We start from the raw sequence: 20,826 nt of genomic DNA on the forward strand, positions 1-20,826 counted from the left end.
GTTCAGGCCCCGTCCGGCTTGAGTTGACTTTGATCCGGCAACGCCGACTTCACGCCTGGCTTGCCTCGCCGCGCCGTCCGATCCGCGATGAACTTGCCGATGCCGAGCACGAAGCCCTGGGGCGCCGCCATGACCGTGGCAAGCAACAACGCCCCCATCAGCACCAGCGCCGCCTGCTGGCTGTAGACGGTGATGGTCTGGAAACCGAACAGCAGCAGGAACGACCCGACCAGCGTCGCGGTGAGATCGTTGCGGCCGGAGAACGCCACCCAGACGATCGGCATCGCAGCGGCGGGCAGGCCGATGCTCGACGGCGTGATGAACTGGCCCCAGGAGGTGTAGAGCGCGCCGCTCAGCCCGGCCAGCCCGCTGCCGATCACGAAGGTCAACAACTGATATTTGCGCACGTCGTAGCCCAGCATTTCGGCCCGCTGCGGATTCTCGCGGGTCGCGACGATGACGTTGCCGACGCCGGAGTTCACCAGCATCCGCAGCGCCAGGTAGACCACGACGATCAGCCCGACCATGAGGTAGTAGAGCGCAGAGCCCTCGATGTAGACCGATCCGATCGCGAGCGGATCCATACCCTTCATGCCGTTGAAGCCGTTCAGCCGCGCATCGCCGATGCGCCACTCAGGCCCCGCGGTCTGGCCGAGGAAGAACGCCAGCACCAAGGTCGCCGACAGCGTGACGATGCCGAAGAAGATGCCGTTGATGCCGCCCCAGATCATGAAGTAGCCGAGAATTCCGGCGGCGATCATCGCGATCACGACGGAAACAACCAGCGCCACGATCGTCGTCGTTCCGCCGCCCATGTTGATGGCCAGCACGCCATAGGCGTAACCGGCGACCCCGAAGAACAATGTCTGGCCGAACGACAGCATCCCGCCATAGCCCCAGATCAGGCACAGCCCGAGCGCCATGAAGATCCAGATCAGGAAGTACGAGAAGTTGCCGACGTCGTAGGAGTCGGCGAACACCGGATAAATCAGCGCCCCCGTGAGGACGACGAGGAAGCACGACCAGAACAGGGGGCCGCGCCCCAGCGTCTGCGGGCCTTCGAGCAGCTTGATCATCGCATCCTCCGCTCAACGCCCACGACGGACGAACACACTGGACAGGCCTTCGGGCAGCACCCGGATGATCAGAATGACCGCGACCAGCATGCCGATCTGTCCGATGATCTGCCCGTAGCTCGCGTTCAGAACCATCCGGATCATCGCGAGCAGAACGGCGGCGGGCGCGGTACCGAGCAGAACATTGGCGCCCCCGATCACCACGGTGACGAAACTCTCGACAATGAAGGTCGCGCCCATCGTCGGAATCAGCGTCATCGTCGGCGCGTAAAGCGCGCCGCACAATCCGGCGAGGCCGGCGCCGATGCCGAAGCTGATCGCGTAGATGCGTCCGGTGCGTGCGCCGAGCGCCTTCGCCATCGCGGCGTTCTGCATCGTCGCGCGCGCGATCACGCCGAACCGCGTCTTCATGAAGACGATGTACAACCCCGCCAGAACCGCGACCGCGGCGCCGAACAGCACCAGCCGATAGGTCGAGAACGTATAGTCGCCGATCGCGAAGCTGCCTTCGGGCGTGCCGATGCCGCGCACCGATGAGCCGACGATCAGCAGCATCGATTGCGTCACGATGAGGCTCAGGCCCCAGGTCGCGAGCAGCGAATCCAGCGGGCGTTTGTAGAAGCGGCGCACGACCAGATATTCGACGACGACGCCGATCAGCCCCGCGGTGATCGCGGCGAGAATCTGCGCGATCGGCAGCGGCACGCCGAGATTCACCAGTCCGACCGTGACGTAGGCGCCGCACATGATGAACTCGCCGTGCGCCATGTTGATCACGCCCATCATGCCGAACACGATGGCGAGGCCCGCGGCCGAGAGGATCAGAAAAGCGAATACGTCGGCGAACTGATAGAAGACCGAAAAGACTTCAGCCGACATTCCGTTCTCCTGGTTCCGGATATCGGCGCCGCCGCGTCGCGGCGCCGATGTGGTCTTGGTGTGTCACGCAGTCAGCCCTTGAAGATCGTTGCCGAAAGATCGGTGCGGAGACGCGTCACGACTTCTTCGGCAGCTGATTGGGCGTGTACTGTTCCTTGTCGTTCTTCTTGGTGAGGTCGCAGCCGACCTCGCCGAGCCAGTAGGGCTGGATCGTGCCGTAGTCCTTGACGACCGTGACGTCGTGCTTGGGTCCGACCGAGATCAGACGCATCCGATGCGACGTGTGCTGGCTCTTCGGATCGATGCAGACCTTGCCTTCGGGCGCATCGATGCAGGCTTCGCCGGTCGCGATCACCTTGCGGAGGTCTTCGAGCTTGGTCGACTTCGCCTTTTCCGCCAGCGTCTTGTACATGTACAGCGCGTTGTAGGCGTTGTAGCCCATGTCGTTGATGTAGGTTTCGTCGGGGAACTTGGCGCGCCAGCGCTTCTTGAAGTCCTCCGCCTCGGGCGTGGCGATTTCCTCGAACCAGTTAGCGGTGGCGTGCATGTTGTTGAGCGCCGGCGGCTTGAAGCGCTTGTGCTCGAAGCCGAGCATCACCTTGATCGACGACCCCATCGGCAGATTGAGATTGGCCGCGGCCGCCTGTTCGAAGAACGAATCCTGCGCGGCGCCGACATTGATCGTCAGCAACCAGTCGGGCTTCGCCTTCTGGATGTTCTGGATGGTCTGCGCGAATTGCGAGACTCCGAGTGGGATGAACTCCTCGCCGACCACTTGGCCGCCGAGATCCTTGATGATCTTGCGGTTCCATTCCGCCGAGATCTGGCCGAAATTGTAGTCGGCGGCGACGACGTAGACCTTCTTGCCGAACTTCTCCACCATCCAGGGAACCAGCGTCGAGAACTGCTGCTCGGGCACCGCCCCCATGCTGATCATGCTGGCGTCGCAGACGCCGCCTTCATACTGGTTCGTGTAGAAATACGGCGTCGAGGTGCGGCCGACGATCGGACGCAGTGCTTCGCGCGCCGCCGAGGTGATGCCGCCGATCAGGACGTCGACCTTGTCGCGATTGAGCAGCCGCCGGGCAAACTCCTGGTAACGGGCGTTGTCGCCCTGCGGGTCGAGATGGATCAGCTCGATCTGCCGGCCGAGGATGCCGCCGCTCTTGTTGATTTCCTCGACCGCGAGCTGCGAGCCGTGCAACTTCGGCATACCCATGAAGGCGAGATCGCCGGAGATGTCTTCGAGCAGGCCGACCTTCAGCGGCGGTTCGGCCGCCTGCGTCGCCAACGGCGCAATGGCGCCGAGCGCGAGGCCGAGAAAGGCAGTTTGGAGCAGTCGTCTCGATCGCATCTGTTCATCCCCCTTTTGAAAACCGTGAGTTAAGCCTTGAGGTATTTCTTCAGGATGGACGCCCCCATCGTGTATTTGGGGTCGACCATATTGCCGAGCCGGATGCGGCCGGCCTGGCTGAGCAGCATGTACGCGTCGATCTCGTCGAAGCCGTACTCGGCGCTCATCCACCGGGTCAGTTCGCGATAGGCGATGCGCGCCGCATCCTCGAGCGGGCGGGCGCTGCCGATCGTCATGATGAAGTCCTTCGTCTCCAGCCGCGGCCAGGCGAAGCTCCAGTCCTTGATCAGATCGACCTGCAGCGTGACGGTGGCGCGCTGCTCGATCGCGACGCCGGATAGTTCACCGTCGCCCTGCGTGGCGTGGCAGTCGCCGACATAGAGCAAGGCGCCTTCGGTGTGGACGGGAAGATAGATCACCGCGCCGGGGGCGACATCGGGCAAATCCATGTTGCCGCCGTGATAGTCCGGCTGCAGCGAGGAAATCGCCTCGATTTCCGGCGACACGCCGATCGTGCCGATGAACGGCTCGTAGGGCAGTGTGATCTTGTCGCTCCATCGCACGCCGTTGCGGTCGACATGGAGCTTCTTCACGCGCTCGGGCAGCGGCGGATTGAGCAGCGCGGTTGAAGCGGTGCCGACCAGTCCGCCGAACTCGGGCATAATGCAGGTAGTGCCGGCCGGCTGTTCACCGCGGGTTTCGACGTCGCGGATATAGACGGCGAGGCAATCGCCCTTCTTCGCGCCCTTGACCCTGATCGGACCGCATTGCGGGTTGAGATAGGGAAAGTTCAGCTTGGCGCTCGGACTGTCGCTTTCGCTGGTGATCACGCCGCCGAACGCATCTTCGGTCTCGACCACGACGACCGATCCCGGATCGATCGACAGTGTCGGCTTCGCATACGGGCCGTAGACGTAGTGAAACGCTCCCTGCTGCTCGATCGTCAGACTATGCGTGGCGCCGGTCGCGCCCTTGGCGACGCCGCGTTGCGCCATGATCGAACTTTTCAACCAATCTTCCGATTGCATGCGAACTCCTTCGGACTCAGAGGGCGGGGTGGCGCGTGTGCCAGTCGGTGACGCGCTGGAACGCATCGCCCGCGGCCACGAGACGCGCCTCGTCGAAGTGACGACCGACGAACTGGAAGCCGATCGGCCCACCATTCGGCGCGAAGCCGCCCGGCAGCGTGATCGTCGGGCTTCCGGTCATGTCGAACGGACAGGTGAAGCGCAGCAGCCCGCCGATCAGCGAGGCGTCCTCGCCGAGCGCAGCCATCCTGGCGAGGGTCGGCGCGGCAGAAGCCTGCGCGGGGATCGCGATCAGATCGACCGTTTCGAACAGCGCGCGGACGGCGCCGCGGAAGGCTTCCCGCCGCAGCACGATCTTCTGATAGTCCATCCCGGATTGCTGACGGCCAAGCTCGATCAATCCTGCGAGCCCGGGCCCGTATTCGTCCTTGCGGGACGGATAGGTGTGCTCGTGCGCCACCGCCGTTTCGATGCCGCAGAGCGGAAACCAATCGTCGGTCACGGCCTGCGCGTCCGGGAAGACGATCTCGGTGATGGTCGCGCCGAGGTCCTTGGCGACGCGCAGCGCGTCCTCGAACACCTTGGTGGCCGCTTCGTCGGTGCCCTCGCTGGTCCAGCGACGGTCGACCCCGATCACCATGCCCTTCAGATCGCCCGGCAGATTCGCGACGTAGTTCGGCACCGGCAGCGGCACCGCTGTCGTGTCCTTCGGATCGGCGCCCGCGATCACGCTCAGCATCGCGCCGCAATCGATCGCGCTGCGCGCCATCGGGCCGATGTGATCGAGCGTCGCCGCGAGTTCGTAAGCGCCGTAGCGGCTCACCCGGCCCCAGGTCGGCTTCAATCCCGTGACGCCATTGGCCGCCGAGGGAAACCGGATCGAACCGCCGGTGTCGGTTCCGAGCGATCCGAAGCACAGCCCCGCCGCGGTGGCGGAGCCCGAGCCGCTCGAAGATACGCCCGACCACAACTCGTCATTCCAGGGATTCTTCGGCGGATCGATCTTCGGATGATGATCCGCGTAGGCGCCTTCGGTCTGTTGCAGCTTGCCGAGGATGATCGCGCCGGCATTCTTGAGACGGGCGACGACCGTCGCGTCCTCGCTGGGGCGATAGTCGCGATGAATCGTCATGCCGTGAGCCGCGGGGACGCCCTTGACCCAGCACAGATCCTTGACCGCGATCGGCACGCCGTGGAGCGGGCCTTTGACTTTGCCGGCCGCGATTTCCTTCTCGGCCGAGGCGGCCTCTTCGAGCGCGAGCTCCGGCGTGACATACGCGTAGCTCTTGAGCTTGCCGTCGAGCTTCTCGATGCGTTGCAGCATCGCTTTCGTCACTTCGACCGGAGACAGCTTGTTCGCCTGGATCTCGCGTCCGACTTCCACCAGCCCGCGATAATGAAGATCCGTCGTAGCCATAGGCATTCACTCCCCACGTTTTGCGCCGAGGCATTCGCGGCAATCGCCGCGCGTGCACCAGCGTTTCGACGACGCATCGGCGTCGTCGACTTTTCTTCAGCGACAAACGAAAAAAAGCCACCCGTCCCCCGAAACGGGGTGACGAATGGCTCGGATGCCGCGGCTATGGTCTATCGCTTGGGTGCTCGACCGAACGAATAACTCATGCCTGGATTCGGACGTCGTCGGCCAAATTCAAGCTATTCGAAAGGCAACCCAACGACGAAAGTCTAGGTTGGAGACGTTCTCAATGTCAACGAGGTATCTTGCACAAATCCTGAACGAGTGCTGCGCAGCAAATTAGCAGCGGCGCACTTGATCATGCCGTAACCTTGGTGATCTCATGCACGTCTTGCGTGAATGAAAGCAGTCCATGACGAAGCCGTCGATCCCGGTCGGAATTCTGACGTCGAAATCCGGCCCCTATCAAGCGATGGGACGCGAGATTCTCAAATGCGCGCTGATGGCGATCGACGACGTCAACGACTGCCCGGATTTCGGCTTCCGATTCACCCCGCACGTCCGCGATCCCGGCGGCGTCATCTCGGCGTATCACACCGCCTGCGACGACCTGATCCGCAATGTCCGCGTCGAACACATTATCGGCTGCTACACCTCGGCCTCGCGCAAGCAGGTGCTGCCGATCGTCGAGCGTACTGAACGCCTGCTGTGGTATCCGGCGCGTTACGAAGGCTTCGAATGCTCGGACAATGTGATCTATGTCGGCGCATCGCCCAACCACAACGTCGTTCCGCTGATTCGCTATGTGCTCGACAATCTCTCGCGAGATTTCTTCTGCGTCGGCTCCAACTACGTCTGGACCTGGGAGACAAATCGCGTCACGCGCGAATTGGTGACGGCCGCGGAGGGACACATCGTCGCCGAACGGTTGCTTGAACTCGGCGAAAGCCGGGTCGATCACATCGTCGAAGAAATCGTTCGCCGCCAGCCACCGATCGTTTTCAATACGCTGGTCGGCAGCTCGAGCTATGATTTCATCCGCGCATTCCAATCGGCCACGGCGGCCGCGGGCCTGAACATCCCGATGCTGAGTTGCAGCCTGTGCGAGCCTGAACTGAGAATCGTCGGGCCTGCGGCTGCCGGCTGCATCACGTCGTCGGCCTATTTCGAGAGCATCCGCCTGCCCGAAAACCGCGCTTTCGTCGCACGGTGGAAAGCGCGTTACGGCAAGGACAGCAGCCCCTCGGTCGACGGCCAATCGGCTTACGTTGCAACCTTTCTGCTGGCGCGTGCGATGCAGCGCGCTGGCACGTCGAACGTGAACGAAGTACGCCGCGCCGCGGCCGGCTATCGCTACGATTCGCCTCAAGGACCGGTCTGGATCGACGGCGACAACAATCACTGCGTCCTTACGCCACGGCTCGCCGTCTCCAATGCTCGGGGACAGTTCGATATCTTCTGGGAAGCGGAAGCTCCTGTGAAGCCGGACCCTTATTTGTCGCAACTCGATGTCGCGGTCCGGCCGTCGAGGGACATACGGTTACCGAATGCGTCGCCTCACCTGAGAATCGTCAAATGAGCAAACCGTCGTCGTTTTCCCTGCGTGGCCGCAAGGCGCTCGTCGCCATCAAGGACGAGCGCGATGGATCGATTGTTCGCCGGCAGTTCGATCGTCTCGGGATCGAGATGGCGAGTTGGGAGCCGAGCGCAGCGCCGGTCGCCGCCGACGTGATCCTCATCGACGATGATTATCTGCCCCTCGCCGCGGCGGATGCGCGGGTGTTTTCTGAAGACTGCGCCGTCATCGTCCTGCTCGGCACCGAAACGCCGAGTCGTCTGAAGCTGGTGCTCGACCTCGATCCGTCGTCGTTTCTCGTGAAGCCGCTGCGGTCGGCCGGCATCTACGCCGCGCTGGTCATGGCGTTCGAGCGGCTGGAGCGGACGAGTGAGCTGAAGCAGCAGATCGTGAAGATGGACGCGCGGTTGCGTTCGCGGCGCGTGGTGCTGACCGCCGTGCTGCAGGTGATGCAAACGCATGCATTGGCCGAACCCGCCGCCTTCGCGCTCATCCGGCGCACGGCGATGCAGCAACGCAAGACGATCGAACAGGTTGCGGCCGAACTCGTCGCGCAGGGATATCTGCCCCGCGCGATCGGGTAGATCCCGCGGCAACCTCGCGGTGGGCTATCCCACCTGCGTCGGACTGATCGTATCCGCCGACCGCGCCTCGCCCAGGTCGAGCGGCTGTGGGGATGCGGTCGTCACAGCTGCGGCCTGATGCTCCAGCGCGGCGTCGATCTCGGCCCCCAGCAGGATCACGATGGCTGACATCCACAGCCAGGTCATGAAGCCGACGACCGCGCCCAGCGACCCATAGGTTTCATTGAATTGGCCGAAGCTCGCCGCGTACCAGGAGAACAGTGTGGATGCGGCGAGCCAGACCATGGCCGCCGTCGCACTGCCCCAACTGATCCACCGCCAGGGCGTCGCCTCGCGGCTGGGACCATACCTGTAGATCACAGCAAGGGCGACGGAGAGCACCAGATACATTGCCGGCCATCTGCCGGCGCTCAGCAGCCGATCGCCGAAACTGGACATCCCGACGAAGCCGAGGATCACCGGGATCATCACGATGCATCCGAGCGCGGCCAGGACGAACAGGACGCCGCCGATGGTGAAGCCGAGCGAGATCGCACTCAGCTTCACGAAGCCGCGCTTTTCCTCCTCGCCATAGACGACGTTCAGCGTATCGAACAGCGACTTCATCGCCGCATTGGCGCTCCACAGCGAAATGCCGAGCCCGATCAGAAATGTCAGGCCGAGCGTTTGCGCGCCGTTCGAAGCCACGCGCGTCAGTTGATCCTGCGCCACGTCGAGAGCCCCGCCCGGCAGAAATCCAGCAAGCTGATCCGAATGCCTGGCGATGGTCGAGGGATCGGCGAACAGGCCGTAAACGGCAACCAGCGCGGCGATCGCCGGGAAGATCGCGAGCAGGCTGTAGTAGGTCATCCCCGCAGCCAGCGCCATGATCCGGTGCGCCGACATTTTCCGCACCACCCGCAACAGCAAGTCTTTCCAGCTGCCCGCCGGAGACTCTGAAGACGCCGCCGCGCTTCGGCTGTGATCGTCGACAGCTGCGGGGCCAATCTTGTCGCGCGCCCTCGGCGGCGGCGGCTCCCCCTGATCCCGCGGGAGCATGTAATGAGCCGCTGTCGCGATGACGACCGACGCCAGAAGACGACGCAACCCCGAACGCCCGGCCCGTGAGGCGGCGGCTTCCCGATCGATGATTTTCCGTTCCAACATCCGCCTGCTGTCGGCTCTTCGCGATGCAGGCAAACCAATCACCTATCGCGATAGTTCCCTGCGGATCGACAGTCACCTTCGTCGAAAGTTTGAGAGGTTGTCCGTTGGCAAAAGGCGTCCCGTTCGCTGCTTCGCCGGCGGACCCGACGATGCGAAGCCCTGCCGTCCGACACGACTTCATTCTTCAATGAACCCGGTGCAGCAACAGCGTATCGCAGAGCCGCGCTGCAGCTCCACCGCCAGCCCAGGCCGATTTCACCAGCAATTTCAGGCTCGGGGAGCGAGTTGGCTGGGGCGGGAGGGTACGCACCCTCATGACCTCACCATCTAAACTACTGAAAACACATCACTATTCGCCGCGCCAACGGTACCGTATAGCACCCATGTATGGCACCTAGCAACAACCCTCGTCTCGCAAAGGGCCGCACCTCACGTTGATTAGAAATGAAGAAGGGACCGTAGAAAGGCATCTAACCGCGGCCTCTGCCTGCGGAAGGATTTCTTTCCCCGCCAGCGACAGGTTGATTGGTCCAACCTGTGTTGCGGCTCAGTGTTCAGCTATGATTTGCGGCTCGTATGGCCGTCCGTGGCACCAAGTCAACGCAGGCCATTAAAAGCTACTCACACGCTTGTCCGAAACACACGCGGTCGCCTGACCCGCATTCGGAAGTGGGCGATAGAGTTGAGCCATGGCCGAAGCTGCAAATAGGGCTAACACCAGGCCAACCGTCACCCACATTGCATTCTGTTTTGTCGGTAGGTGCCGGTTGACGGCGTATTGTCTTAACGAGGTCCAACAAAAGGCTAACATGCCTAGTCCTGCGCCACTGGCCACTAATAGCCTTTCATTTATTGCTGATGCTAAGCCACATTCGTCAACGATCTTGAGGAACTCGGAAACGCCCGAATTGGGACCAAGTCCACTCCATATGTTCGAAAACAGGAACGTCGTATTGGCCAAGGGAATGAACACATCCATCAGCATAAAGCCGATCAACGCGAACATTACAGCGGGGATCAACGCAACCAGAAACGGGACGCCAGGCCTATCAACAACTAACGCTCTCACGTATTTTCCAATCTCAATATATTTCAGTATTGATCTGCCTCACGTGTGACCGCCTTGAAGCAAATCGACGCGTTGGCCAGAGCACTGCACTTGGACTTCAAGAACGTCCGTGTGATGCCGCCGCCAACGACATACTACTGTCCGAAGTTGTCGGATCCATTAAGATTGTCGCGCAATCTGCATCACTGATGATACTAGATCATAAATACATCCTCAGATATCTATTTCGAATCAGCACCGACCTTCGCGTTCGGTTCGGCTCAACATTATTTCGAGCCACATTGGCGTGCACGCACTTGCCGTGAAGCCATAATGCGAAGCAATTATAACAAGTGACAGATCTCTAATGTTTGAAAGATGATTTTGCGGCCCAATACGATTGCGGAAGAACAGGCCGAAGTCGTAGTGAACTTCTCAACCAGAACGATTAGGCGCATGGCCGAATTGATCCTCGCTGCTCGCAAAAGATCGCGACAAGGCGACCTAAACATTATCGAAGCATGGAGGAACGACAAACGCGCTGAGGACAGTGCCTTTCAAGCTGCGCTCACAAAGCGAGCGAAAGAATATCGATACGCCCACGCGCCACACTGCAGACGCATGACTCGATGGCGCGGACTAACGTGCCCGCCAAATTAGGCCAGTCAGAACTGAAATTTCCATTTGTGATCCCCTGACGGGACGATGCGGATTTTCTCCTCGGCCGAATAATGCCGACGCGTCTGGCGCCGGATCTGCTTCAGCGCTTGTTCTGCGGGCGCGATGCACGAGCGCGACCGAGACACCGCGTAAAATGATCAATGGTGAGACTCATTGATCAACCGGAGGCACTTGATCAAGCGGAAATAGGAGCCGATGAAATGACCAACTCTTGAGATCTCTTTCTAATTCAACCGCATCTAAGTTCGCTGGTCCGACCCATTTACCAAACCAGAATTGAACATGTTCTGGTCGAATGTAAGCCAGCCGTCCGTTAAAATGTGGAGCAACGTGAACAGCGGCAGACGGTTCAGGAGGCAACAAATCAGGAAAGAAGTCTCCGGCCGGAAGATGTCTTTTCTGCACCCGAGTGATTATTTCTAATTGGTCTGAAAGCCTACCGTGTACTGCTGTATCCGTGCTTTTGTATAGCGACCTTACGCAATCTCTCAGACTTAAATACATGTAGAGACCACTGCATCGCCACTCCCCTCCGCCTAACAAATTGATTTCCCCTAAAATTTCATCACAAAATGCCACATCGTCCCCGACGCTTCTGTACTGATTTACCATAGCTACTCGATACTTGAAGTTGTTAGTGTACACCAATCCATCTCGGATGATGTCGTCGATCAAATTCCGATCTAACTTACTATCGATAACCGCCGAAACTTTATTCGTCCTGTAAATAAAAGAATCGTCGACTAGAGCAGCACGACGTTCATTGAAGATTTTACTCGGCCGCCGCCGAAGTCCTATTTCGTCAAGCTCAGCCGGACTCCACTTCAAAACCGCTTTCCAGTCTTCATTATAGCCGAGCATATATTTAGTCCATTCATCGAGTTTTCGTGTCAGACATTAATCTACTATCAGAAAATTGATATCTTGAGTTAGCGCTGGATGTAAAAGGCTTTCAACAATGACAGGCTATATCCATCAAACGTCACTGCGAATTTGTTAAGGCGATTTGACGCTACTATGAGCTTTTAAAGTCAGTCTGCTTAACGACTTAGTGTGAGGTGTTCTTCGCCACCGATCTTCGATAACGTGGAAACAACGGCATCCCCAAATTATTCGGCAGGCCTTATAAGCAATCCTACACTTGGCATTCGCATTTTCTTCATAATATTTTTGATTGTCGGTTAGGTAGCCACCCCGATCCTGATCGCCTAAATCTGGTTGTTGACCAGATGACACACCAGGGCCGAGGCGACGTGCTTCCGCCCCCGCGCTCCTCGAGCTCGGTGGAGAAGCACGATCAGGTTGCCGACCTAGCGCGCGATCGTCTCGGCGGCGCCGATCGGCTCCACGAAGGTCGCCGGACCTCGATCATCTCCGCCGGCCTGATCGGATCGATCGGCTCCGAAGTCGTGCCAGTCGCCTGGTCGAGGTGCCGCCCGAGAATGGGGCCGAAGCGTAACGCCAAGGCGCTCGCGGCGTCCCAAGCAGGTCACGCACCCGATCGAAACCCAGGCGACGCAATTCGTCGACGATGTCGGCCGGCAGGCGCAGCGCGGCGATCGGCAGCCGATTGATCGCAGAGACGACCGGTCGAGGCGGCCCCCACCGTCTCCACGCCGCCAAAAACCTCCAATGCGTGTGAAGCCCCCAGGTGTGCGGGATGGCCACCCGGGGCGTCTATGCCGTCTGGCGGAGCCGGCTGCCGACGTCACAGGCCATCGCCTTTTGGTGGTCCGCACCAGATGTGTCCATCTCGATTGCGTCGAACGGATCGGTCGAGACGATTGGTGAGTACCGCAAGGCCCAGACCGCCAGCCGCTCAAGCGCCGCTCCGTCGACGTTCGGATCGGCGTGCTGCGACGAGATCCGGCACCAACGCTTGTGCCTTGATCACCCGTATCCCCGGACGCAGACCCCACCAGCGGCCTCGGAGTTGACAGCAGTCACGACCCGCTGCCGGCCATTGTGGCCGACAAGCACCAAAGGCTTGGCGCCGTCAGGCGCGGCGCCCAGCGCGCGCATCATGCGATCGATCGCTCAGGTCGCGAGAAATATCGAGCCGACCCTGAGCATCGCACGCATCCCCGATGGAATCAGCACTTTTTCCGGCGCGGCAGCGGATCAATTCGACAAGCCAGCGCGCCATTCCGACCCCTTGGACCGGCAGTGGCGCAGACGGCAGGGCTAAAACACGCCACCGCGTGGCCGATGCCGTGGCTGCTGAAAACGGCGGCCGCCGTCTGCCGCCACCACCGGCGCATTGCGATGGGGATTGTTCCGGACGCCTCAGCTGCGAGATGCAACCGACGCTTCGAGGTCATCGACAGCTTCGCCACATCGGCGACGACCGCACGTCTGCGCCAGGGCCGCTGCGAACAGGTCCTGCCGCGTGAAGCACCACAGTATCTAATCTTTGTTGCTCGCCGCGATTCCGCGGGGAACAATGCGGCAGCGGCGCCATCGACCGCACCGTTGCCGCCTCCAGCAACCTCGGGCATGGCGGCTAGGACCAGCCCCGTCAGGGCAGGCGACCATCGATCTCCACGATCCCGAACGGAAGCGCGGTAACAGTTGGTTGTAAACCAACATCATCAATTGGATCGAAACGAATGCCCAATACACCAGTCCGCGAACCAAGTTAGGTAGGCTGCAAATGTTACGAAATCTTCAGAATGGACTTGTGATCGGAGGAACTTTTGTCGCGCTGATCTTGTTCGGCTACCCGCTTGCAGCTACGGGACAGCACGGCTTCAATAGTGCCCTGTGGCCCACCGGGGTCGTACATTGGTGGCAGTGGTATGGCTATGTGGTGTCATTCAATTGGCCAGAAATTCTTGATCGCTATGGACAGATGTTGCGCAATGTCTCCAATGATTTTGCGTGGGGCGGGCGGGTCATCCTAGGTTTCACTGCCGCTCCCTTTGCGATTGCAGCGACATGGCTGATCAAGGGAAAAGATTTTGGGCTGGTTCGTGATTTGAGTGGCGTATTTGGCGCGGCACGTTGGGCCAATGCGGCCGAGCTTGGCTTGATGAAAAGCGGCTTAGAACTTGGAACCGATAAGTCGACTGGCCGGGCGGTCCGCGTTTCGGTGGAAGGAAATCTGTTGACGATTGCCGCCCCGCGCAAAGGGAAATCAGCGGGGCTGTTAATCCCGAACCTTGTTTATCCAGAACTTGACGCCTGGGCTGGTCCTGCGGTGGTGATTGATCCCAAGGGGGCGGTTTTTCTGTCGGTATCGAAACGCCGCAGAGAATTGGGCAGAACCGTAAGGTGTGTCGATCCCGTCAATCTCGTCGGCGGAACCGATTGCTGGAACCCATTCGAGCACCTCGACCCTAACGATATTCTATATCTACAGCTCACTGCGCAGGCGCTGCTGCCAGAGTCAGTCGGTGCGAATGATAATACGGGGTATTTCCGCAGTCGGGCAGTCGATCTGCTTGTTGGGGCGATGCTCGTCGCCCACCAATCGAACGAACCTGGCCTGCCTGAGGTGCTGCGGCTGTTGAGTGAAGAGCCAGCCATCTTTGTAGAGGGGCTGAATAAGCTCTCCTCGCAGCCTGCTGCAAGGATTGCGCTCGGGATTATGATGGATGATCCGAAGACTAGGGATCCCATAAAATCTACGACAGCGCAGGCTCTGTCCTGGCTCGCTGATGAACGACTTCGCAATCTCGTCAGCTCCAGTTCTTTTGATCTCACCGATCTCATGAGCGGCGACGTCGATCTGTTCATTGCAGTTCCGACTGACTACAACGAGACCCTGGCACCGCTCTTTCGCTGGCTTTTGGCAGATATTTTTAATACCATCCGTAGGAATCGTTTAGCGGAACGACTAGTAATTTTCGTCGATGAAGCAGCGGCTCTGAAACGTTTTGACGCCATATTGAAAGCGAGCGGGGAGCTTCCTGGATATGGCGCCAGCCTCTGGACATTTTGGCAGACGCGGCAACAAATGGTGGACACCTACGGTGAATCGGGTGCCGCCACGCTCCTTGGAACTGCGGAGATCGTAACAATTAGCGATGTTCCAGCCTCGGATCCCGATGAAAGTGAGCGATGGTCGAGAGCACTCGGCGACTTCACAGTGTTAGTCGAAACAAAAACCGTTGCTAAAAAGGGCGATAAACCCTCGATATCGACAGCGTCGCAAGCAGCTCGACTGATGACAAAGGAAGAGCTCACCACGAATTCGGAAAGTGAAGTCATCGTGTTTCCCAACAGCAGATACTATGCTCGCCATCCTATTCGACTCAGAAAGACCGATGTCCTCACTGACAAACGATTTCTTGGAATCATTGACGGCGTGAAGCCGGTCGGGCGCTTATAATTGATGAAAGTCACCTTGATATTTGTGCTTTGATTGCACCCAGCATCGCTCAAGGGTTATATGGGATTGTTAGTCAGATATGTCCTTCGACCGACGTCAGATCGGTGAGCCGCGCAAAACGACGCGTTTGTTTGAAGCGAGCCGGCGATTGGTCTGTTGCGAGTTTGCCGATTGCGATTTACGGTCTTATAATAATCTCCGATGGCACTTCTATTTCCTGGTATCCTTGCCCCGGGAACCAAAGTCTTAATGCCGCGTGGTTACCCCGGATCCGCAGAAGCTGCCAAGGCTTATCAGTTCCCATTCTCAACTTACGTGTCGAGCCATCGGGATATACGAATGGAATATCGATCGGTCGTGCAATTGCTGCCAGATGTGCCGTGTTGTGCCAGGCGATAAAGCTGTAAATCGACGCCATGGTAAGAAACAGCAGTGTGGTCGAAGAGAAAAGTCTGCCAATTTGTATACGTTTGAAGATCGCGTTTACTCTCGCTGCGAGTGGCGCGCGATAATGACGCCGGGACGAAAGGTCCGTCCTCAACGAACGTGTCAATCGTAAAGCGTCTGCGCGAGTGAGCAGCGGATCGGCAAAGTGGGCGATCCGCTCGCTCGGCAGCAATTGTAATAATTTATTTAGGCGCGCCTGGCTTGAGCGTTCTACAGCGTGGAGTACGCGCGCGAAGCGCTCCGCCGCTTCGGCGTACTTCGCCTCCATCTGCTGTTTTGCGGTGGGCATGCCCGTTACCCAACCAGCCATTCAGCCAGCGGCCTCACTGCCTGCATGGCCTCCAGCCGGAATTTTTCGAGATCGCGATGGATGCGAAGGGAAGGGCCGATCCCATGCTTTTCCCGCAGCTTCGCCGGATCGAGCTTGGCGATTGTAGATAAACCGCCGGCCTGCAAATATCCATCCGCACCTTCCTCAAGGGACTGGTGCTCAAAGGATGAAACGATGACGCCTTCGGTCATCTTCTTGAGCGCGTTTGGGAGCACGACGCCGTGCAGGCGATTTTCGATTAGGAAGAGAGCCTTGGCCCACGGTTTAGCGAGCGTCAGCAGGTTCGGAGCTTCAGCGAGGGCGCCCGGTTCGTTGGTCACCACCACGCACACACCGAACTCGATGCCTTCGCTTGCGAAGAGGGGGGCGGCTTCCGACAGGACCTTGAGGAACGTCACGGACGTGTTGGCGCCGACGTCAACGATGGTTGCTATCGAGGCTTTCTCGATCGCGCTCAGAACGGCGTCGAACTCGGCGCGTGAGGCTTTCCCACCCGTCTTCTCGATCGCCTCCCGGTCCGCACGCATTTTGAAGAACTTTACGCGGTCACCCAGTTCACGCATGCGATGGCTCGAGTCAATCTCGATGACGGGAGCACCGTCAACGGCTTCGGCGAGGGCGCGCGCGAAAACCGTTTTGCCAACGCCACCTTTTTCTTGCGCGATCAACAAAATACGAGCCATCGATTAGTCCTTTTTCAATACGCTTTTGATGTTTTCATAAGCCGCGCTACGAAGCTCGTCCTCGGTCGAAGACGGCTGAGAATCAGGCGGCAAGGGACGCGTTGCGAGATCCGGTGACAGAGATGGACGAAGGGATGGCCCGGTTGGAAGAAGCGGGGTGTCGCTCCTGACGCGGTTGCTGGCCTTGCTTGCCTTTTTGCGGTCTTGATCTTCGATCTGGCTAACAATCGCTGTGAGCCTTTTCGTCGTCAGGGGTATCCGGTCTTTGCCTTGTACGACGCCTTGAGCGGCAAGAGCCTCAGCGATCGCCGGCCAGGATACGCCGTCCTTGCGTAGCTGGTAGATGACCGGCAGGGCGGTCCTGATGGCTTTGGTCGTGCCCGTGCTCTCCCGACCGACTGGACGGGCGTCCTGGAGGCGTCTGGCGTCTTGGCGGAGTTGTTTGGGATCGAGGGACATCTGCGGACCAGACTATAGGCCGCAAAGCTAAACTAGCCAGCACTAGTGGGACTAGCGGTTACCAGTGTCAGGACTAGTCAATTACCATTTATTCTTATTTGCACACCATACGCACTAAATTGCTTAACCCAGGCCAAAGGCCCTTTGCGGAGCGGCTTGCCGTATGCCCCGCGGGGTGCGAGGTCTAAGGATAGATTGTTCTATTAATAGCTGTACGAGAGAACTTTTTATGCCTTCGGTTGAGTATAAATTCCAGGTGGACCGTGATTTTGCTGACCGACTCGAGAAAGCGTCAAAGACCGCCAAGATTCCAGTGGAGGAGTTGATCATCGAGTGTCTCGGCCAACACCTCGATTTTGCGACCCGGCATCGGCTGCTTTTCGAGCGAATAGAGATCGTTGACCAAGCGCTCGTCGAGCTCGCGGAGTTCATTGGTGAAGCAACCGCGGAAAGCGGTCAAGTCGATCTCTCACACCTTTGCAAGTACGCCTCCGTAAAACCATGACGGCCTCTCTTCATGCTCTCGGCACCGGAAGAGACGCCGGCCTGTACTATGTCAATGATCCCAATCGTGAAGCACGTCCGCACGCACGGGACGAGTATTATGTGCGCGACGGTGGTGGGCTATGGTGGTCGAGTGGCCAGCGGATCGTCCGGCACGGAGCCGAAATCGATCGCGACACTTTTCGCGACTTGTGTGCAGGCAATAGCCCCACGACTGGAAAACCTCTTGTTCGCGGTTCCGGCGCAATGCACCGCGCCGGTTGGGATATAACCTTCTCGGCACCGAAAACATTATCGATTTTGTGGCTCGCCGGCGATAAACAGCAACGCGAGATGCTGCATGAGATTCACCGCGACGCCGTCGAGAAAGCCTTGCAATTTCTCGTTGACGACAAAATGCTCCAAGTTCGCCTGGGAGAAGGCGGTTACCTCCGGGAAGAACCCAACGACGTTATCGTCGGGCGATTCGACCATTTTACTTCGCGTGAAGGCGACCCGAATATTCACACGCACTCCGTGGTACTCAACGTAAGCGGCTCACGTGACAAATTCCGCACACTTGAACCTAAAAAGGCTTTCCAGAACCTGATGGTCCTTGGACTCGTCTATCGTAGCAGCCTCGCCAAAAGTTTAAGTGAGCGTGAATTTCAGCTACGTGCCGCCGGCCGAGGGCAATTTGAAATCGCCGGAATTCATGAAGACATGATTCGAAGCTTCTCGAAACGCTCTTTACAAATCGAGGAATTGGTCGGCCGCGACGCCAGCACCGCTCAAAAAGAAATCGCAGCTCTCTCCACGCGTGGCGCAAAAAGCGAAGTGCCTGTCGGTGAAGCCCTGGAGGAGCGTTGGAAAGATGAGCTTGCCCAGTTCAAGATTGATCCCTGGGTTGCTACGCGCGACTTCGTCGCGCAGAGAAACGAAGAGCAACAGATTGATCGCGATTTTGATCCACCGGCTATCGAAGGAAGCGGTCCTGTCGCGATCGCAGCGTCCGCACTTTTCAAACATCAGAGCGTTGTCAGCAGAAAGGAGCTCCTCGTTCGTTCACTGGCAGAAGCAACGTTTATGTCGAAAGGAATCGACGACGTCATCTCGGAACTCAGTTTGCACGAGACGCAAGGTCTTCTCCTTAAATTGAACCAAGAAGATTTGGCGGAATGCTGGACAACGCCAACGATCGCAGCGGCCGAGGCGAGCCTTCTCAGAGCAGCAGACAGACCGAATGAGAGAAATTGGTTTGACGATGCGGCTCTCGACATCGTTCTTGATAACGCATCCCATCTGTCAGAAGAACAGTCCCAGGCCGTTCGATTTGCATGTAACCGCGACGGTGTAACCATATGTGATTCGGCTGCGGGTACAGGGAAAACAGTTCTTGCAAATTCTCTGGTAGCCGCTGCGCATAGTTCCGGCCTCCGCGTTTTAGGCTTGTCACCAACCTGGATTGCCGCAGACGAACTTTCACGATCGTGCGGTATTGAAGCCGTCGCAATTGCGAAATGGAGATACGACCACAGCAAAGGTCTCGGCCAGACCGTCGACAAAAGCACATTGATCGTCGTTGACGAAATTGCAATGGCAGGCATTCACGATCTCGCGTTCACCCTGAATACTGCGCGAGACGCGGGGGCAAAGGTGGTCTGTTTCGGCGACAGGCGTCAGCTCGAATCCGTGGCGGGAGGCAGCGGTCTAAAGGCGATATCAGATGTTGTTTCGCGTCGTACGATTTTGTCCGAAATCCGCCGTCAGCTCGTCCCGTGGCAACGAGCGGCATCGACAGTGATGGCGCAGGGAGACTCCGAGGCAGGTCTGAGAGCTTACGCCAACAAAAATAAGATCGAACTTGTTTCTGGTGAAGCCGTAGCCCGAGATCGGACAATCGAAGCATGGACTGAGCTTCGCCAAAAGTACGGCAGCGACGTTTTAATCATCACACGTCGTAATTCCGATGCAAAACAACTCAATAGTGCAGCCAGAACTAAACTGCTCTCTGAAGGCGTCTTGCAGGGACCGGAATTCACGTTGCGCGCAGTTGATCGAGATAAGAAGGTCGTTTCGATTGACCTAGCCGTCGGCGACCAGCTTCGCTTCGGCGAAAACTTAGAGCAGTACAATATTAGAAATGGTACTCGCGGCAGAGTTGAAGCGATGCAGGAAACGAAGGAAGGTCTGCGAATAACTATTAGGCTCGAAGATGGCCGGCTGGTCGACGACATGTGGTCATCCTTCGTTCGACAATATCCCGGTAGCGCGAAGTCGCCGCCGCGGATTAGCTTGGCGTACGCTGGAACCGCGTACTCGGTGCAAGGTCGCACAGCAGCAGCATCCGTTTTACACATAGCGAGGCAGACCAACGCGAGGGAGGTTTATGTAGGGCTCACTCGCCATCGAAAAGAGGCTCGAATCATCGTTGAGAAAGATCGGTTATCCGCAGCCGCAGTTCAGAAGCGGCCGGAGTTGAAAAGATTTCCATCCGATTTTGTTGCCAGAGAACAATTATTTGCTGAGTCGCGATCTTACTCAGAGAAGGCGAATGTCGTCGACTACGTGCGGGATCGTCTGAATTTTATTCGTAGTGGCGAAATCGTTCTCATATCCCAGCGGCCATCACTTCATCTTGGTCGAATTGCCACATCGGTCAAACGAGCTGTTGAGATTGCGCGCAATATCGGCGGGGACATTGATCGAGCTAAATCTCTCCGGCGTTTCTTACGACGTTCCAATGTACTGAGCCGCACCGTCCCAGAAAAGGTCGCGCAATTAATTGCGGCAATTAAAAGCAGACTTGGGTCACACGATCGAAGCCGCCGGGCTCCTCAGCAGGAGCGAGACAGTTCGCGAACTCCGGAAAGGTAGAAAAAAGTTTCATTAAACGGGATTACCTCCCATATTCCGGTCGCCATTGACCACGTCGTTTCTTTCTGCTCCTGAACCTATGAAAGCCGCATATCGAACCCTGGGCAATAATGGCGTTCAATCTGGGTGGCAAAATCACATCTTCTTCACGGCATCTCCGGGCATGCCGTCCCTAACATTGGGTAGCAATCCGCTCCGCTGCGCTTACGTCCTCCGACATTGATCCGCTCAAAGGGTCGGGCAGCTACGCGCTGGCCCCCCCGCCGGGTTCAATTATGCGCTGCCCTCTTGCCTCGGTTGCCGGCTTTGAAGCCGACATATCCTTTCTGAGCATGATCGAGAGGAATGCGACCCTGCCCCCAACGCGGCCCTTATAGACGCTGATATTGAAGGAGGCCGTACAGACCTCGGCACCGTGCGGGCA

The 20,826-nt window shown here is 58.5% G+C and carries 17 protein-coding genes; 5 read left to right on the forward strand and 12 right to left on the reverse strand.

All coding sequences use genetic code 11. The features are described 5' to 3' along the window. Positions 1-2: 2 nt before the first annotated feature. The 5 genes from BMY71_RS01045 to BMY71_RS01065 form a co-directional block, all read right to left on the reverse strand. Complete coding sequence (locus BMY71_RS01045; RefSeq protein ID WP_092681109.1) at positions 3-1,076, reverse strand: branched-chain amino acid ABC transporter permease; 1,074 nt, start codon at positions 1,074-1,076, stop codon at positions 3-5. Between the two features lie 12 nt (positions 1,077-1,088). Then, the gene (locus BMY71_RS01050) at positions 1,089-1,955 is read right to left on the reverse strand and encodes an ABC transporter permease subunit (RefSeq protein ID WP_092681110.1); all 867 of its coding nucleotides are present in this window, start codon (positions 1,953-1,955) and stop codon (positions 1,089-1,091) included. Positions 1,956-2,070: 115 nt separating this feature from the next. After that, the gene (locus tag BMY71_RS01055) at positions 2,071-3,309 is read right to left on the reverse strand and encodes an urea ABC transporter substrate-binding protein (RefSeq protein ID WP_092681112.1); all 1,239 of its coding nucleotides are present in this window, start codon (positions 3,307-3,309) and stop codon (positions 2,071-2,073) included. 29 nt (positions 3,310-3,338) lie between these two features. Further along, positions 3,339-4,337 carry an acetamidase/formamidase family protein gene (locus BMY71_RS01060; protein WP_092681114.1) on the reverse strand — a complete coding sequence of 333 codons (999 nt, stop codon included), beginning with the start codon at positions 4,335-4,337 and terminating at the stop codon, positions 3,339-3,341. Positions 4,338-4,353: 16 nt separating this feature from the next. Beyond that, positions 4,354-5,754, reverse strand: a complete 1,401-nt coding sequence (locus BMY71_RS01065; protein WP_092681116.1) for an amidase — start codon at positions 5,752-5,754, stop codon at positions 4,354-4,356. A gap of 412 nt (positions 5,755-6,166) precedes the next feature. Here BMY71_RS01065 and BMY71_RS01070 point away from each other — a divergent pair, with 412 nt between their 5' ends. Both BMY71_RS01070 and BMY71_RS01075 read left to right on the forward strand, forming a co-directional pair. Beyond that, positions 6,167-7,333 carry a transporter substrate-binding domain-containing protein gene (locus BMY71_RS01070; protein ID WP_011504673.1) on the forward strand — a complete coding sequence of 389 codons (1,167 nt, stop codon included), beginning with the start codon at positions 6,167-6,169 and terminating at the stop codon, positions 7,331-7,333. Further along, positions 7,330-7,914 (forward strand): ANTAR domain-containing response regulator, encoded by a 585-nt coding sequence (locus tag BMY71_RS01075; protein ID WP_092681118.1) that lies wholly within the window; start codon positions 7,330-7,332, stop codon positions 7,912-7,914. The genes BMY71_RS01070 and BMY71_RS01075 overlap by 4 nt, the downstream gene beginning before the upstream one ends. Before the next feature lie 24 nt (positions 7,915-7,938). On the opposite strand, the gene BMY71_RS01080 is transcribed toward BMY71_RS01075, so the two are convergent. From BMY71_RS01080 to BMY71_RS24250, 3 genes are all read right to left on the reverse strand, one after another. Continuing rightward, on the reverse strand, positions 7,939-8,799 hold the full coding sequence (locus BMY71_RS01080) for a YihY/virulence factor BrkB family protein (RefSeq protein ID WP_430715310.1): 861 nt from the start codon (positions 8,797-8,799) through the stop codon (positions 7,939-7,941). An 871-nt stretch (positions 8,800-9,670) separates the two neighbouring features. Further along, on the reverse strand, positions 9,671-10,066 hold the full coding sequence (locus BMY71_RS24245) for a hypothetical protein (RefSeq protein ID WP_139202576.1): 396 nt from the start codon (positions 10,064-10,066) through the stop codon (positions 9,671-9,673). 873 nt (positions 10,067-10,939) lie between these two features. Next, positions 10,940-11,650 (reverse strand): hypothetical protein, encoded by a 711-nt coding sequence (locus BMY71_RS24250; protein WP_139202577.1) that lies wholly within the window; start codon positions 11,648-11,650, stop codon positions 10,940-10,942. Between the two features lie 799 nt (positions 11,651-12,449). Here BMY71_RS24250 and BMY71_RS25545 point away from each other — a divergent pair. Next, positions 12,450-12,977, forward strand: coding sequence for a hypothetical protein (locus tag BMY71_RS25545; protein ID WP_175557577.1), 528 nt, complete (start codon positions 12,450-12,452; stop codon positions 12,975-12,977). A gap of 465 nt (positions 12,978-13,442) precedes the next feature. Beyond that, the gene (locus BMY71_RS01090) at positions 13,443-15,122 is read left to right on the forward strand and encodes a type IV secretory system conjugative DNA transfer family protein (RefSeq protein ID WP_092681122.1); all 1,680 of its coding nucleotides are present in this window, start codon (positions 13,443-13,445) and stop codon (positions 15,120-15,122) included. A 178-nt stretch (positions 15,123-15,300) separates the two neighbouring features. Here the strand turns inward: BMY71_RS01090 and BMY71_RS24255 are convergent, their stop codons facing one another. The 4 genes from BMY71_RS24255 to BMY71_RS24735 all read right to left on the reverse strand — a co-directional run bounded on the left by BMY71_RS24255 (position 15,301) and on the right by BMY71_RS24735 (position 17,502). After that, positions 15,301-15,858 carry a hypothetical protein gene (locus tag BMY71_RS24255; protein ID WP_139202578.1) on the reverse strand — a complete coding sequence of 186 codons (558 nt, stop codon included), beginning with the start codon at positions 15,856-15,858 and terminating at the stop codon, positions 15,301-15,303. 5 nt (positions 15,859-15,863) lie between these two features. Continuing rightward, on the reverse strand, positions 15,864-16,583 hold the full coding sequence (locus BMY71_RS01095) for a P-loop NTPase family protein (RefSeq protein ID WP_092681124.1): 720 nt from the start codon (positions 16,581-16,583) through the stop codon (positions 15,864-15,866). Between the two features lie 3 nt (positions 16,584-16,586). Continuing rightward, positions 16,587-17,042, reverse strand: coding sequence for a hypothetical protein (locus BMY71_RS01100; RefSeq protein ID WP_092681126.1), 456 nt, complete (start codon positions 17,040-17,042; stop codon positions 16,587-16,589). A gap of 292 nt (positions 17,043-17,334) precedes the next feature. After that, the gene (locus BMY71_RS24735; protein ID WP_175557578.1) at positions 17,335-17,502 is read right to left on the reverse strand and encodes a hypothetical protein; all 168 of its coding nucleotides are present in this window, start codon (positions 17,500-17,502) and stop codon (positions 17,335-17,337) included. Between the two features lie 41 nt (positions 17,503-17,543). On the opposite strand from BMY71_RS24735, the gene mobF reads away from it, so the two are divergent. Next, positions 17,544-20,402, forward strand: coding sequence for a MobF family relaxase (gene mobF, locus BMY71_RS01105; RefSeq protein ID WP_092681128.1), 2,859 nt, complete (start codon positions 17,544-17,546; stop codon positions 20,400-20,402). Positions 20,403-20,826: the final 424 nt, after the last annotated feature.

The sequence above is a fragment of the Rhodopseudomonas pseudopalustris genome, from assembly GCF_900110435.1.
Lineage (GTDB): Bacteria > Pseudomonadota > Alphaproteobacteria > Rhizobiales > Xanthobacteraceae > Rhodopseudomonas > Rhodopseudomonas pseudopalustris.

What these genes read in the sequence shown, in the direction of transcription:
- BMY71_RS01045 (WP_092681109.1), bottom strand. Translation starts at nt 1,076, where the DNA reads ATGATCAAGCTGCTCGAAGGCCCGCAGACGCTGGGGCGCGGCCCCCTG.
- BMY71_RS01050 (WP_092681110.1), bottom strand. Translation starts at nt 1,955, where the DNA reads ATGTCGGCTGAAGTCTTTTCGGTCTTCTATCAGTTCGCCGACGTATTC.
- BMY71_RS01055 (WP_092681112.1), bottom strand. Translation starts at nt 3,309, where the DNA reads ATGCGATCGAGACGACTGCTCCAAACTGCCTTTCTCGGCCTCGCGCTC.
- BMY71_RS01060 (WP_092681114.1), bottom strand. Translation starts at nt 4,337, where the DNA reads ATGCAATCGGAAGATTGGTTGAAAAGTTCGATCATGGCGCAACGCGGC.
- BMY71_RS01065 (WP_092681116.1), bottom strand. Translation starts at nt 5,754, where the DNA reads ATGGCTACGACGGATCTTCATTATCGCGGGCTGGTGGAAGTCGGACGC.
- BMY71_RS01070 (WP_011504673.1), top strand. Translation starts at nt 6,167, where the DNA reads ATGACGAAGCCGTCGATCCCGGTCGGAATTCTGACGTCGAAATCCGGC.
- BMY71_RS01075 (WP_092681118.1), top strand. Translation starts at nt 7,330, where the DNA reads ATGAGCAAACCGTCGTCGTTTTCCCTGCGTGGCCGCAAGGCGCTCGTC.
- BMY71_RS01080 (WP_430715310.1), bottom strand. Translation starts at nt 8,799, where the DNA reads ATGTCGGCGCACCGGATCATGGCGCTGGCTGCGGGGATGACCTACTAC.
- BMY71_RS24245 (WP_139202576.1), bottom strand. Translation starts at nt 10,066, where the DNA reads ATGTTCGCGTTGATCGGCTTTATGCTGATGGATGTGTTCATTCCCTTG.
- BMY71_RS24250 (WP_139202577.1), bottom strand. Translation starts at nt 11,650, where the DNA reads ATGCTCGGCTATAATGAAGACTGGAAAGCGGTTTTGAAGTGGAGTCCG.
- BMY71_RS25545 (WP_175557577.1), top strand. Translation starts at nt 12,450, where the DNA reads ATGGCCACCCGGGGCGTCTATGCCGTCTGGCGGAGCCGGCTGCCGACG.
- BMY71_RS01090 (WP_092681122.1), top strand. Translation starts at nt 13,443, where the DNA reads ATGTTACGAAATCTTCAGAATGGACTTGTGATCGGAGGAACTTTTGTC.
- BMY71_RS24255 (WP_139202578.1), bottom strand. Translation starts at nt 15,858, where the DNA reads ATGCCCACCGCAAAACAGCAGATGGAGGCGAAGTACGCCGAAGCGGCG.
- BMY71_RS01095 (WP_092681124.1), bottom strand. Translation starts at nt 16,583, where the DNA reads ATGGCTCGTATTTTGTTGATCGCGCAAGAAAAAGGTGGCGTTGGCAAA.
- BMY71_RS01100 (WP_092681126.1), bottom strand. Translation starts at nt 17,042, where the DNA reads ATGTCCCTCGATCCCAAACAACTCCGCCAAGACGCCAGACGCCTCCAG.
- mobF (WP_092681128.1), top strand. Translation starts at nt 17,544, where the DNA reads ATGACGGCCTCTCTTCATGCTCTCGGCACCGGAAGAGACGCCGGCCTG.